We start from the raw sequence: 14,231 nt of genomic DNA, 5'->3' as shown, positions 1-14,231 counted from the left end.
AAGATTACTCAAAATGCTTTTCGTGGTGATGATCTTGAATCTTTTCTTTATGTTTTACGACTTGGGCGCTCGAGTTTATCGACCACTGTATCCATTGCATGGTACAGGTCGGCATTGTGTGCTTCAGCGAACAAATCCTTTCCCTTTAGGTGAATAGTGATTTCCGCGCTTTGGCGAAGATCCTTTTCTTTTACCTTATCTACTACCAGAAAGGCTGAGGCGTCGATAACATGATCAAAGTGCTTGCGAATTTTGGCTAATCCCGCCTCAAGGTGCGAGCGCATGGCAGGGGTAACTTCTACATGACGGCTATTGATTTTCAAATTCATCAGCAACTCCTTTTATAGACGCGTGCGCATGGGCGTGCCTGGGGTGCGCAGCAAGCCCCTGAAATTTTTTGAACTGTTTTTTTGGAAAATAATCCATGAGCCTCCAGCGTATCAGTGAATTTGCTGAAAACCAAGAGGGAATTAAAATTTTTATTACATATCCTGGCAGACCCCCGGCCGGCTTACATTCTGAAGTTTTCGCCTAGATAGACTCTGCGAACAGCATCGTTTTGAATGATTTCGTCTGGCTTACCCGCGGCCAATACGCTACCTTCGCTGATGATGTAGGCGTGATCACATATACCTAGGGTTTCGCGGACGTTGTGGTCGGTGATCAATACGCCAATTTGGCGATCTCGCAAGAAACGTACAATCCGCTGAATTTCCCCAACGGCAATAGGGTCAACGCCCGCAAAGGGCTCATCAAGCAGGATAAATTTTGGTTGTGAAGCTAGGGCCCTAGCGATCTCAACGCGACGGCGCTCGCCGCCAGAGAGTGAGAGCGCTGGATTATTGCGAAGGTGGCTAATCTGTAGTTCGCCCAAGAGCTCATCTAGTCGACGGGCTATTTCCGCTTTGGATAATGGCTTACCGCCTTGCACTTGCAGCTCTAGGACAGCTTGGATATTTTCGGCAACATTCAGCTTTCTAAAAACAGATGCCTCTTGGGGGAGATAGGAGAGACCTATGCGGGCGCGCTTATGAATCGGCAGATGGGTGATGTCAGCTCCATCCAGCACAATATTTCCACCATCAAGCGGCACTAGGCCAACAATCATGTAGAAAGAGGTGGTTTTGCCAGCACCATTTGGACCTAGTAAACCCACTACTTCGCCGCATTTGACCTGAATGGAAACGTCCCGCACTACGGTTCTGGAGCCATAACGTTTTTGAAGGTTATGTGCGCTCAGCATTGCTGGGCTATTGGTTTGAGCTAAATCCGTTGTCATTTCTCTAATGCGGCTTTTCTTCTTGGTGAAAGGATTGCTCTTGCTAAAGGTAAATCCTCAGGTTTTGCAGCTTCAGGTGGAGTGACGCGATAGTACTGTTTTACATCATCGTACTCAATTTTCCAGCCACGTAATTGATCGAGCATTTGCATATTTAATAAACGCTTGAGGCTGGCATCGCCAGTGATTGTTAACACTTCAGTTTTAGCGTTGTAGTTCACTTGGGCCCCGCGACCCTGCATGAATTCATCGGCCGGTCCTTCGCGACGCTGTCTGAAGCTTGCCGTTGTATCAGGCGAACCCTCTACGTCTACATATTCGTAGCCTTCAGGATCTACTTCAATATGACCATTTTCTCCGGTCACCACAATGCTGCCTTTAATAAGGAGCACTTGTCCGCTGAGGTCGTAGATCTGCCGAACATCATTTACAGAAACTTTTTTAGCCTCGAGGATTACCGGCTTATCTTGGTCTGCTTTTTCTGCGTATGCAGTGCCAGTGAGAGCCGCACCCAGAGCGCCAAAGCAAAGTATTGCGCGACAGATTAGCAGGTAATGAGTAGATAACATTTTATTGGGTGCTGCGAGGAGCTCGCTCGATACGACCTTTAACCTGGCCTCTGAGTGTCATACTCTGCTCAACATTATTAAACACTCCACCTTCAGTAGAGTTCATGATAGACATACCTTGCTCAAGCGTAATGGGCGTATTTGTTTCAACAATGTCATCATTGATGAGCACTTTAAAGTAGTTTGAGCTGGCAAGCATTCTTAAGGTCGCAGGCTGTGTTGCGCTTGCTGCTTGAGCTGGACGAAAGATCGATGCATTGTCAAATAAGTCCAAAATCGTAAGGTCGCCATCCAGATGTCCGGTGTCGGATTTCACAGTAACAGGGGCTTTTTCGGCTTGGAATAAACGCATGCGAGGCGTAAGGATGTCAATTGAAGCGTCATCGTCATAGTGGGTAAATTTAACGCCGAGAATTCGATATTTGGTATTACCAAATTCATTTAGAGCAGAAAGGGCGCCATCTTTAATGGTGTAGTCAGGCTCATGAAGGCGTACTCGTGCCAAGGGAGATTTTTCTGGAGGCGTGTTTTTTTCTACTAGCCAAAAAGTGGCCAAAGTTAGTGCCCCCATCAGAATCAAAGGCATCAGTCGTAATAGTGCACGCCCAATACTAAGTTTGATTTGCCGAGGATTCAGTTGCATTACTTAAGAGCGTGCTTGCTTGAGAAGTTCGTTATAACGATCTTGCGCTTTAAGGATGAGATCACATGCTTCGCGAACTGCACCATTGCCGCCTACAAGCGTGGTGACGAAGTGGGCAAATTCTTTTACCGCTTCATGACCCTGCGCAGGACAAATTCTTAGGCCTGCATTTTTCATCATTTGGAAGTCTGGCCAGTCATCACCCATCACGGCACAGTCTGCTGGTGTAAGACTCAGAGATTTCAGAGTTTGTTCTAGGGCAACAGCTTTGTTTTCTACGCCCATATGTACATGTTTAATGCCCAACTCTTCGCAGCGGGCTAAAACCATTTTGGAACTTCTGCCGGTAATGATGGCAGTTAAGATGCCGCATTGCTCTAAAAGTTTGATGCCCAATCCGTCTTGGATATCAAAAGCTTTAAGCGATTCTTTGCCATCAGCACCAATCCAAACCTGGCCATTCGTTAACACGCCATCGACATCCAGTACGAGCAACTTCACTTTGCCAGCGCGCTCCCAGGCTTGCGGGTATTGCGTCAAAGGATTGGTGTTGTGAGTATTAAAAGCACTGGGCATAAAAATTCAATTCGGTTTACTTACAGAGTTAAATAACTTTTGCTGCGAATAAGTCATGCAGATTAAGGGCGCCTAGTAGGCACCCGTTGCTATCCGTAACCACTAGGTGATTGATGCGATGCTTCTCCATCATTTCAATGGCTACTTCTGCCAAGAGTTCTGCTGGGATGGTGCGTGGATCAGGGGTGGTGGCGCTTGCGAGCTTGATATCGCCAAGATTAGTAGTTTTTTCCAAAAGACGGCGTAAGTCACCATCAGTCAAGATGCCAAATACTTTTTGTTGAGCATCCAAGATCACCACCACGCCCATGCGCTTGGAAGTCATTTCCAGTAAAGCGTCTTGCAGGGAGGCGTCAACAGAAATCTTTGGCGTGTCTTCAAGGCTGCGCATGACTTCGCTAACATGCATTAATTGCTTGCGACCAAGTCTACCGCCTGGATGTGAGCGAATGAAATCTTCCGCCTGAAATCCCCTGGCATCTAACAAAGCTACGGCCAATGCGTCGCCCATAGCGAGAGCAGCTGTCGTGCTAGTGGTTGGCGCAAGATTTAAAGGGCATGCTTCTTTTTCAACGCTGGTATCTAAATGTGCATCAGCAAGCTTAGCGAGCGATGAGTTTGGTGCGCCAGTTAAGGCAATTAATTTTGCGCCGGTGCGTTTTACGATCGGAACGATAGTGAGTAACTCGTCCGTTTCGCCAGAATTTGAGAGTGCAACAAAAACATCGTCTCTAGTCACCATGCCTAAATCGCCATGACTGGCTTCAGCAGGGTGAACAAAAAAAGCAGGCGAACCGGTTGAGGCAAATGTCGCCGCAATTTTGCGGGCGATATGACCGGATTTACCGATTCCGGAAACCACAATTCGGCCCTTACAGCCTTGTAAAAGCTCAACTGCAAGCACTAAGGCATCAGCATTGGTGCCTTCAAGGCGATCGTGCATGGTTTGCAGTGCAGCAGCCTCAATAGTGAGGGTGTCGCGCGCAAGCTTTAGGGTACGTTCACGAGTCTTAGCTATCATCAAGTAAGTATATGCCGTCAGTCCTTCAATTAACCCTCATTCTTCTGGCCTCGGGTGTGGCCGGAGTGGTTATTTTCCGCTATTTTGGGCTACCCCCGATTTTGGGCTATTTGGCTATTGGCGTGCTGATTGGGCCAAATGCCCTGGGTATAGCGAACGATTCAGCCACCGTGAAGTATTTGGCTGAATTTGGGGTTGTTTTCTTGATGTTCTCCATCGGCCTGGAATTTAACCTCCATAAGTTAAGGGCAATACGATCTATCGTATTTGGTCTTGGCGGCAGTCAGGTCATTTTGACGATGTTGCTGGCAATTCCTGCCAGTTTGCTGATGAACTGGATTTACCCTATTTCTTGGCAGGCAGCGATTGCGTTAGGCGGCGCTCTGGCGATGTCTTCTACCGCGATTGTGACAAAACTGATTTCGGATCGCGCGGAATTGGAAACTGAGCACGGTCGCAATGTAGTGGGTATTTTGTTATTTCAAGATTTGGCGGTAGTTTTCTTGTTGATCTTGCTGCCGTCCCTCGGAAAAAATCCTAAAGACCTCTTCGTAGCCCTGACTGCAGCATCGATCAAAATAACAATTGCATTGACGCTGATTTTCTTCATCGGTCAAACGCTCATGAGCCGCTGGTTTAGGTTAGTTGCAAAGCTACGCTCACAAGAATTATTCATGCTCAATCTGTTATTGATTGTGCTTGGCATGGCAGGATTAACGGAGCACTTTGGTTTGTCTTTAGCGCTCGGTGCGTTTTTGGCGGGCATGTTGATTTCAGAAACGCCGTATCGCCATCAGGTGGAAGAAGATGTAAAGCCGTTCCGCGATGTTTTGTTGGGACTCTTCTTTATTACGATCGGTATGCTGCTTGACTTCAGTGTCATTGGTCAGCAGTGGGTGTTAGTGCTCTTGCTATTAATTGGCCCATTGGTATTTAAGTTTGGACTGATTGCCTTGCTCTCTCGGGTGTTTGGTTCAAGCCCAGGCATCTCCATCAGAACCGGTTTGTGCCTTGCCCAGGCGGGTGAGTTTGGGTTTGTATTGCTTAATCAAATCGATGGTTTAGATTTGATTGATCCCACCTTAAGTCAAGCAGTTCTTGCGGCAATGTTGCTCTCGATGTTCTGCGCACCATTTTTAATTGAATATAGCGATCGCATTGCAATGCGTTTCTCAAGCAATGAGTGGTTATTGCAATCACTTGCTTTAACGCGTGTAGCTGCAAAAAGTGTTCGCAATGAAAATCATGTGGTCATTTGCGGGTTTGGAAGGTCGGGCCAAAGTTTGGCTCGCATGCTTGATCAAGAAAAAATTCCGTACATTGCTTTGGATTTAGATCCTGATCGCGTCAAAGAAGCTGCGGCTGCTGGCGACAATGTTGTCTATGGCGATGCGAGCCGCGAAAATTATTTGGTGGCCGCTGGCCTCTCTAGAGCAAAAGCAGTGGTGATTACCTATGCTGATACTGGGGCGAGTCTGCGCGTACTTCGTCAGGTTGAGCACTTACGTCCCGGTATGACTGTATTAGTTCGCACCAGAGATGATGCAAATATTGCTAAGTTGCAAGCCGCTGGTGCTACCGAAGTTATCCCGGAGTTGATTGAAGGCAGTTTGATGATTGCTTCCCATGTACTGCTCATCATGGGTGTGCCGATGCGCAAGGTAGTGCGACGCATCACAACGGCACGGGAAGAGCGCTATAGCTTATTAAGAGGTTACTTCCGGGGTTCAGCTGATGATGACTTTGGCTCTAATGAATCTTGGCGGCTGCATGCTATTACCCTCTTGCCGAATTCTCAGGCTATTGGAAAGACTCTGGGTGATCTAGATCTTGAGAAGGAAGGCGTCAATGTTCAGGCGGTACGCCGTAAGGGGCTGAATGCCGATTATGTGAAGCTAGACCCTAAACCAGATTTACGTCTGGAAGACAATGATATTTTAGTGATCTCAGGCAATTCAGAGGCAACAGATTTAGCTGAAGCCAAATTACTCTGAGATCGTTCAAACACTTTATTTCAGGATTTACTTTTTCTTCTTGCTGACCGCGGGGGCGGGGGATTTGCGTGTCAGTAAGGGTGCTAAGTAGTGGCCGGTAAAACTTGCTTCATTCTTGGCCACATCCTCTGGTGTTCCAGTGGCGATAATTTGTCCACCACCAGCGCCACCTTTAGGTCCCAAGTCAATAATCCAATCCGCAGTCTTAATGACATCTAGGTTGTGCTCAATGATGACAATCGTATTGCCCTGTTTCTTGAGTGTCTGGATAACTGTTAGTAATAACTGAATGTCATGGAAATGCAGGCCAGTGGTTGGCTCATCCAGAATGTACAAAGTACTACCAGTATCGCGCTTAGACAATTCAAGAGAAAGTTTGACGCGTTGAGCTTCTCCGCCCGATAGGGTGGTAGCACTCTGGCCAAGCTTTACGTAGCCAAGACCAACATCAAGCAATGTTTTGAGTTTGCGCTTCACGACTGGTACTGCTTCAAAGAACTCATGAGCTTGTTCGATGGTCATCGAAAGCACTTCATGAATATTCTTACCCTTGTAGCGAATATCTAAGGTCTCTCGGTTATAGCGCTTCCCATGACAAACGTCACAGGGTACATAGACATCCGGCAAGAAGTGCATCTCCACTTTAAGAACACCATCGCCTTCGCAAGAATCGCAGCGGCCACCCTTGACGTTAAAAGAGAATCTACCGGCTTCGTAGCCACGCTCACGTGATGCAGGAACGCCAGCAAAGAGCTCTCTAATGGGAGTAAATAAGCCTGTATAGGTGGCCGGGTTAGAACGTGGTGTTCTTCCAATTGGAGATTGATCGACGCTGATGACTTTATCGAAATGTTCTAAACCTTTGATTGCGTCATGCGCTGCTGGCTCTGCATTTGAGCCATACAGATGTTGGGCAACAGCGTGGTGCAGGGTGTCATTAATTAAGGTGGATTTGCCTGAACCCGATACACCGGTCACACAAGTTAATAGGCCAACAGGAATCTTGGCATGCACCGATTGCAAATTATTTCCACGCGCGCCAATGATTTCTAGGAAGCGATCGTTCACTGGAATGCGTTTTTCGGGAACAGCAATAGCTTCGCGTCCAGCGAGATAGGCGCCGGTTAACGAGTTTGGGTTGGCTTCGACTTCTGCTGGAGTGCCTTGGGCAACGACTTCGCCGCCATGAACACCTGCGCCCGGGCCAATATCAATCACCCAGTCAGAAGCGCGGATCATGTCTTCGTCATGCTCAACCACTAAGACGCTATTACCTAAATCACGCAGGTGTTTAAGAGTTCCAATCAGGCGATCGTTATCGCGTTGATGCAATCCAATTGACGGCTCATCTAAAACATACATCACGCCCGTTAAGCCGGAGCCGATCTGGCTTGCCAGGCGGATACGCTGCGCTTCACCGCCAGACAGGGTGTCGGCTCTGCGTTCAAGAGAGAGATAGTCTAGGCCAACGTCATTTAAGAAGCGTAGACGAGCACTAATTTCTTTGACAATTTTGTCGGCGATTTCTCGTTTAGCGCCTTTAAGTTCGAGTGCCTCAAAATATTCTTTGGCTTCTTTGAGTGGCAGTGCGCTGATTTCATAAATTGCGCGTGATTGCTTTTTCTCGCCAACTTTGACAAAGCGCGCTTCTTTGCGCAAGCGACTGCCATTGCATTCAGGGCAGGTTTGCACATTCTGATAACGAGATAGTTCCTCGCGCACAGTCATGGAGTCGGTTTCGCGATAGCGTCTTTCGAAGTTAGCAACAATGCCTTCAAAAGCATGTTCACGAATACTGTTCTTGCCGCGCTCGTTGATGTACTCAAAAGGAATGGTGACATCACCAGAACCTAAAAGAATAAGATCTTGTTGTTTCTTGGACATTGTTTCAAAAGGTTTTTCCACATCAAAACCACCGTGCTTAGCAAGGGTTTGGAGAAGCTTGAAGTAGAACTGATTGCGACGGTCCCAACCTTTAATCGCACCAGAAGCTAGTGATAGGTCTGGGTGAGCGACGATGCGCTTTGGGTCAAAGAAGGACTGATGTCCAAGCCCATCACAGGAAGGGCAGGCGCCCATTGGGTTGTTGAAGGAGAAGAGGCGTGGCTCTAATTCTTGTAGGGAGTATGAGCAAACTGGGCAAGCAAATTTGCTTGAGAAGATCATCTCTTTGCCGGTATCCATGTCCACAATCATGGCCTTGCCATCCGCTAGGCGTAAAGCAGTCTCAAAAGACTCGGCGAGCCGTTGCTGAATATCAGGGCGCACCTTAATTCGATCAACAACTACCTCAATCGAATGTTTATCGTTTTTCTTGAGTGTTGGCAATTGATCGACTTCAAAAATTTCTGCTTTAGCAACGTTTGCAGTGCCGCCACCCGAGCGGACGCGGAAGCGCACAAAGCCTTGTGCTTGCAGGTCTTGGAAGAGGTCAACGAACTCACCTTTGCGCTCGCTAACTACTGGAGCCAGAATCATCAACTTCGTATCTTCTGGCGTCGAAAGAACGGTGTCGACCATTTGAGAAACGCTTTGCGCTTCTAGTGGCAGGTCGTGGTCCGGGCAATGTGGCGTTCCAGCGCGCGCAAATAACAAGCGCAGGTAATCATGAATTTCCGTAACAGTACCAACGGTAGATCGTGGATTGTGACTTGTAGCTTTTTGCTCAATCGAAATCGCAGGTGAAAGACCTTCAATCGTGTCGACATCTGGCTTTTCCATGAGTTGCAAAAACTGACGGGCGTAAGCTGAGAGAGATTCAACATAGCGGCGTTGACCTTCTGCATAGAGGGTGTCAAAAGCCAATGAGCTTTTGCCTGAGCCTGATAAGCCAGTAAGGACGACGAGTTTCTCTCTAGGGATGTCTAGATTGATGTTTTTGAGGTTGTGGGTGCGGGCACCGCGGATCTTGATTTCGTTATTCATGATTTTTTAGCGTAACTTGTTAATATAGCTTTTTCCCATGAATCCTTCTGAACTCCGATCTACTCTGGCCTTAGCGGGCATCTTTGGCCTACGCATGCTGGGCCTGTTTTTGCTATTGCCCATCTTTAGCATTCATGCGCGAGGCTTACCGGGTGGAGAGCACGCTCTTTGGGTGGGTTTGACCCTTGGCATCTTCAATATCGTCCAGGCCTGTTTTTATATCCCTTTGGGCCGTTTATCTGACCGAATTGGCCGTAAACCGGTTGTTTTATGGGGTCTGTCCTTATTTGTAGCTGGCGCCTTGATCTGTGCGGCCAAGGATGATTTGCTATGGATTGCCATTGGGCGCGGCGTGATGGGTGCTGGGGCAGTTTCAGCAGCGATTTCTGCCTGGGTTGCCGACTTAACTCGCGAACAAGTGCGTACCCGGGCTATGGCTTTGGTTGGCGGCAGCATTGCCCTGTCATTTGCCTTATCTCTAGTGATCGCCGCCCCCATTTATCGCGTGATCAGTCTTAGTGGAATTTTCGTAGTCTTGGCAGCATTGGGTGTTATTGCCATGTTTGTAACTTTTTACGTATTACCGACAGCTCAGCCAGAAGTAAAAGTTCAGCAAGCTTCGTTAAAAGAAGTTTTCTTTAGGCCTGAATTAATGCGCCTAAATATTGGTGTATTTGTATTGCATGCAACTCAGGTTGCGATGTTCTTGGTAGTGCCACGTTTATTGGTGCAGGCAGGGTTGCCACTCTCGTCCCATTGGGAAATTTATCTTCCTGTTGTACTGCTCTCATTTGTCTTTATGGCGCCCGCAATCATTTACGGTGAGAAGAAGCAGAAATTAAGAACCGTGTTGTTAGTTGCGATTGTTTTATTGTTAATTGCTGAATCGTTGTTTACACAAGCCTCATCTGTGATGGCTATTGCAGTAGCGCTACTGATTTATTTTGTAGGCTTTAATTTGCTCGAGGCATTGCAGCCTTCCCTGGTGTCGCGTTTTGCAAAAGAATCCAAAGGTACAGCACTGGGCGTTTACAACACCACTCAATCAATTGGCCTCTTTTCTGGGGCTGTAATTGGGGGTTATTTAATGGATAGCCATGGTGATTTATCGGTCTTTGCGATGGGTGCAGCACTCTTAGTTTGCTGGCTTATAATTGCTTGGTCGATGGGTGAAATGCCAACGAGAGCAACAGAATCAAAGGATGTAGCCACAAAGACATAACCGCAGCTTCATAAATTTAATTTAAGCGAGCAGTTTATTTTTTAGCAGTAATAATAACAGTAGTATTTTTCTTCGGGAGACAACATGGCTTCGGTAAATAAGGTCATCATCGTAGGTAACGTAGGACGTGATCCAGAAACACGGTACATGCCAAGCGGCGACGCCGTTACAAACATTTCAGTAGCAACATCTGATCGCTACAAAGACAAGCAAACTGGTGAAATGAAAGAAACCACAGAATGGCATCGCGTTGCATTCTTTGGCAAGCTCGCAGAAATCGCCGGTCAGTACCTCAAAAAAGGTTCACAGGTTTATGTTGAAGGTCGTTTGCGTACACGCAAATGGACTGATGCTAGTGGCCAAGAAAAGTATTCCACTGAGATTGTTGCAGAGACAATGCAAATGCTTGGTGGCAAGCCAGTGGGCGGAAGTGGTGACGGTGGCGAAAGCTATAGCCGCTCAAAGCCGGCTGAGCAATCCGCTCCAGCAGCCTCAAATGCTGCGTCATTGGGCGCAATGGACGACGATATTCCGTTTTAAGCAATACCAAAAAATTCATCGGCCATAAGCTGGTGGGTTAAATAGTAAAAACCCCTTCCAGATTTCCTGTAAGGGGTTTTTCTTTGCCTATTCTCTGGAAGAGTTTATCGCCGTGCGTGCCGAATGTTTTCTGGCCAAGGCGAGTTGTAGTCAGTGCGAAATGGGTTGATATCTAAGCCGCCGCGTCTTGTGTAACGGGCATACACAGAAAGTTTTTCTGGCTTGCACTGGCGCTTGATATCCGTGAAGATAGTTTCAACGCAATGCTCATGGAATTCACCTAATTGTCTGAAGCCAATGAGGTAACGCAACAAGCCTTCTTCAAGAATAGGCCGGCCTTGGTAGCGAATTTGCACACTAGCCCAATCTGGCTGGCCAGTTACAGGGCAATTAGATTTCAGAAGGTGTGATACTAAGCATTGCTCAATCGGGCCAAAGGATTCGTTCACGCCCAACAGGCTTGGGTCTGCAGCCAGACTGGGATCTACCTCAATATCCAATCTATCCATCAAAATCCCGCTCATCTCCTGCATCCCTTTTTTGGAGATTGATTCCGTTGGGTTAATACGAGTAGTGATCTTGCTACCAGCAACTGCTGATAAGTCAGCAATAAGCTTCTCTTTAACTTCATTCTCATCCTCGAAGCGCGCGCTATTGAGGCTGTTGAGGTAAAGCTTGAATGATTTTGACTCAATCATGTTTGGTGAGTCGGCAGGAATTTGAAACTCCGCCAATGCAATCTGCGGCTTTCCTTTTTTATTGAGCCAGCTTAGCTCAAAGGCACTCCAAATATCAACACCAACAAATGGCAGTGCTTGACCTTCTGTCAGACCTAACTTTTTTCTGTTCTCTGTTCTTGGAGTGGGAAACAACAAGTTTGGATCGTATTGATCTGGGTATTGTGTTGATTGACCGAGCGGTAACGTTGCCATAAATAACTTTGTTTATTTTTTTATTACTTGGCTTTATTGGATACACCTGATACAACATGGCCGGTGGGTGCAACTGATGCAGCCGATTGGCAGTGGCCAGTTTGATCATCAAAGAAAAAGTCGGGCTCAAATTCTCGCAAGAACTCGCTCTTGGAGAGGCCGCCTAAGAACATGGCTTCATCTACATCAATACCCCATGCCATCAAGGTTCGAATGGCGCGTTCGTGTGCAGGTGCAGAGCGCGCAGTTACCAGCGCAGTACGAATACGCATACCGTTTTCGCTGGTGGAGCGTTGCAGCCTATGAAGAGCCTCAAGCAAAGGCTTAAAGGGGCCTGGAGGCAAAGGAATGTCTACCATTTTGCTCTCGTGGTCAACAAAGGCTTCAAGCCCCTTTTTCTGAAATACTTGCTCTGCTTCATCAGAAAAAAGTACTGCGTCTCCGTCAAATGCGATCCGAATTTCATTAGGATGAGATTCAGCGGTTTTACTGGACTCTGGATATACGCGGGCCGCTGGAAAACCAGCATCAATAGTTGCCCTCACATCATCTTCATTTGCAGATAGGAAGAGGTTGGCATGAAGCGAGCGTAGGTAATGGTAGGGCGGACGACCTCTTGTAAATACACCGCGCTCAAGATGCAAGCCATGGTGTTCTGCAGAGCGAAAGACTCGCAAGCCGCTTACGGGGTCATTACGGGAGAGGATCACCACTTCAACTCGTTGTTCACCCTCATCATTAAACGCCAATAGTTTTTTTACTAGAGGAAATGCAACCCCTTTTTGAGCTGCCTCACTAAGACGCTCAAGCTGCAACTTCATATATGCGCTGTCGTCGGCAGATTCGAAAATGCGATTTTCTTCTTCAAAATCAAACAGGGCGCGCGATGAAATCGCAACGACAAGTTTTCCGGTGAGCGTATATGACATCTTGCGGCTGAATCCTATTTGAGAAATAGGCGGTAGGCGGGATTATTGCTTTCATCCCAATGCGGATAGCCTAGGCCGGCCAAGAAGTTTTGGAATTTCTTCTGCTCATTCTTGGGAACTTGAAGCCCTACCAAAATGCGACCGTAGTCTGCGCCATGATTGCGGTAATGGAACAGGCTGATATTCCAGTTGGGTGCCATGCTGGTTAAGAATTTCATCAAAGCGCCTGGACGCTCGGGGAATTCAAAGCGATAGAGCAACTCATCTTTGGCAAGTGCAGAGTGTCCGCCAACCATGTGACGTAAATGCGACTTGGCTAGCTCATCATGCGTGAGGTCAATCGTTGCAAACTTTGCTTTTCGGAAATGCTTTGCGATGACTTCACTATCGCCGGCTTTTTGTGTGCTGATGCCAACAAAAATATGTGCTTCACTTTGATCGCCAATACGATAGTTAAATTCCATAACGTTACGTTTGCCAAGTAGTTCACAAAAGCGTTTGAAAGAGCCGCGCTCTTCAGGAATGGTTACCGCAAATACTGCTTCACGGAACTCGCCAACATCTGCACGTTCGGCCACAAAGCGAAGGCGGCTAAAGTTCATATTGGCCCCGCAAGCCACAGCCACCAAGGTTTTCTTCTTGATGCGTTTCTTTTCTACGTACTTCTTCATCCCTGCGATAGCTAGCGCGCCAGCAGGCTCAAGGATGCTGCGAGTATCAGTAAAGACATCGTTAATTGCTGCGCAGATTTCATCGGTATCGACAGTAATAATTTCATCTACTACTTTTTTGCAAATGCGGAATGTTTCTTTGCCGACCAATTTCACAGCAGTACCATCCGAGAACAAACCCACGTCTTTCATCTCAATACGTTTGTTTGCTTTGAGTGATTGATTCATCGCATCCGAATCGGAAGCTTGCACGCCGATCACTTTTGTTTTTAGGCTGACGGCTTTGATGTATTCACCAATACCCGCAATCAAACCGCCGCCACCAATTGCTACGAAGACAGCATCGATGGGTTTTTCGTATTGAGTAAAAATTTCATGGGCAATCGTTCCTTGGCCTGCAATGACATCAGGATCATCAAATGGATGAACAAAGGTTAGGCCTCGTTTTTTGCCCAAAATTTCTGAGTGCTTAAAAGCATCGCTGTAAGACTCGCCATGGAGGATGACTTCAACCCAAGATCCGCCTCTGGCCTTTACTGCATCAATTTTGACGCTCGGAGTGGTCACCGGCATCACGATGACGGCTTTGCACTTCATTTTGGCGGCAGAAAGGGCTACGCCTTGGGCATGGTTGCCTGCTGAAGCAGCGATTACCCCCCGTTTTAGGGCTTCTGGGGGTAAATGGGCCATTTTGTTATAGGCGCCACGGAGTTTGAATGAGAAAACCGGCTGGTTATCCTCTCTTTTAAGGAGAGCCTGGTTACCCAAACGTTTTGTTAGTTCTGGGGCGAGCTGAAGCTCGGTTTCTCTGGCTACGTCATAGACGCGAGCCGATAAAATTTTCTTTAAATAGTTCGTTGCCATCCGATGAGCGTACCACGGATGGCTTCTAAGCCTTTAGATTTGCAAGGGTTTATCCATTTCGGGAGC

General features: G+C 47.3%; 12 protein-coding genes and 1 pseudogene. 3 read left to right on the top strand and 10 right to left on the bottom strand.

All coding sequences use genetic code 11. The features are described 5' to 3' along the window. Window positions 1-4: 4 nt before the first annotated feature. The 6 genes and pseudogenes from hpf to DXE27_RS02530 all read right to left on the bottom strand — a co-directional run bounded on the left by hpf (window position 5) and on the right by DXE27_RS02530 (window position 4,088). A pseudogene (gene hpf / locus DXE27_RS02555) lies at window positions 5-329 on the bottom strand (ribosome hibernation-promoting factor, HPF/YfiA family). Between the two features lie 182 nt (window positions 330-511). Next, entirely contained in the window at window positions 512-1,279 is a 768-nt protein-coding gene (gene lptB / locus DXE27_RS02550; RefSeq protein WP_128112783.1) for an LPS export ABC transporter ATP-binding protein, read from the bottom strand. After that, complete coding sequence (gene lptA, locus DXE27_RS02545; protein ID WP_128112782.1) at window positions 1,276-1,848, bottom strand: lipopolysaccharide transport periplasmic protein LptA; 573 nt, start codon at window positions 1,846-1,848, stop codon at window positions 1,276-1,278. Before lptA ends, lptB begins: the two co-directional genes overlap by 4 nt. 1 nt (window position 1,849) lies before the next feature. Continuing rightward, window positions 1,850-2,491 (bottom strand): LPS export ABC transporter periplasmic protein LptC, encoded by a 642-nt coding sequence (gene lptC / locus DXE27_RS02540; RefSeq protein ID WP_128112781.1) that lies wholly within the window; start codon window positions 2,489-2,491, stop codon window positions 1,850-1,852. A 3-nt stretch (window positions 2,492-2,494) separates the two neighbouring features. Then, window positions 2,495-3,067: a KdsC family phosphatase gene (locus DXE27_RS02535; protein WP_128112780.1), complete on the bottom strand. Its 573-nt coding sequence runs from the start codon at window positions 3,065-3,067 to the stop codon at window positions 2,495-2,497. A gap of 28 nt (window positions 3,068-3,095) precedes the next feature. Beyond that, window positions 3,096-4,088, bottom strand: a complete 993-nt coding sequence (locus DXE27_RS02530) for a KpsF/GutQ family sugar-phosphate isomerase (RefSeq protein ID WP_128112779.1) — start codon at window positions 4,086-4,088, stop codon at window positions 3,096-3,098. Between the two features lie 11 nt (window positions 4,089-4,099). Here DXE27_RS02530 and DXE27_RS02525 point away from each other — a divergent pair, with 11 nt between their 5' ends. Next, window positions 4,100-6,082: a monovalent cation:proton antiporter family protein gene (locus tag DXE27_RS02525; protein WP_128112778.1), complete on the top strand. Its 1,983-nt coding sequence runs from the start codon at window positions 4,100-4,102 to the stop codon at window positions 6,080-6,082. A gap of 27 nt (window positions 6,083-6,109) precedes the next feature. Here DXE27_RS02525 and uvrA read toward each other — a convergent pair whose 3' ends face one another. Continuing rightward, complete coding sequence (gene uvrA / locus DXE27_RS02520; protein ID WP_128112777.1) at window positions 6,110-9,007, bottom strand: excinuclease ABC subunit UvrA; 2,898 nt, start codon at window positions 9,005-9,007, stop codon at window positions 6,110-6,112. A 37-nt stretch (window positions 9,008-9,044) separates the two neighbouring features. Between uvrA and DXE27_RS02515 the strand changes: the two genes are divergently transcribed. Together DXE27_RS02515 and ssb are read left to right on the top strand one after the other, a co-directional pair. Continuing rightward, window positions 9,045-10,229, top strand: a complete 1,185-nt coding sequence (locus DXE27_RS02515) for an MFS transporter (protein WP_128112776.1) — start codon at window positions 9,045-9,047, stop codon at window positions 10,227-10,229. An 84-nt stretch (window positions 10,230-10,313) separates the two neighbouring features. After that, window positions 10,314-10,769 (top strand): single-stranded DNA-binding protein, encoded by a 456-nt coding sequence (gene ssb, locus DXE27_RS02510; protein ID WP_068319607.1) that lies wholly within the window; start codon window positions 10,314-10,316, stop codon window positions 10,767-10,769. 104 nt (window positions 10,770-10,873) lie between these two features. Here ssb and queF read toward each other — a convergent pair whose 3' ends face one another. Genes queF through ilvA form a run of 3 tightly spaced genes read right to left on the bottom strand, consistent with a single transcriptional unit; the run spans window position 10,874 to window position 14,165 of the window. Beyond that, entirely contained in the window at window positions 10,874-11,701 is an 828-nt protein-coding gene (gene queF / locus DXE27_RS02505) for an NADPH-dependent 7-cyano-7-deazaguanine reductase QueF (RefSeq protein WP_128112775.1), read from the bottom strand. Window positions 11,702-11,724: 23 nt separating this feature from the next. Beyond that, a complete protein-coding gene (locus DXE27_RS02500) occupies window positions 11,725-12,630 on the bottom strand; it encodes a 5'-nucleotidase (protein ID WP_128112774.1) in 906 nt (301 codons plus the stop codon). 14 nt (window positions 12,631-12,644) lie between these two features. Then, a complete protein-coding gene (gene ilvA / locus DXE27_RS02495; protein WP_128112773.1) occupies window positions 12,645-14,165 on the bottom strand; it encodes a threonine ammonia-lyase, biosynthetic in 1,521 nt (506 codons plus the stop codon). Window positions 14,166-14,231: the final 66 nt, after the last annotated feature.

Origin of the sequence: Polynucleobacter necessarius, from assembly GCF_900096755.1 — a bacterium.
Lineage (GTDB): Bacteria > Pseudomonadota > Gammaproteobacteria > Burkholderiales > Burkholderiaceae > Polynucleobacter > Polynucleobacter necessarius_K.
Note: the sequence above shows the minus strand (reverse complement) of the source record. Positions and strands in the feature narration are given on the sequence as shown.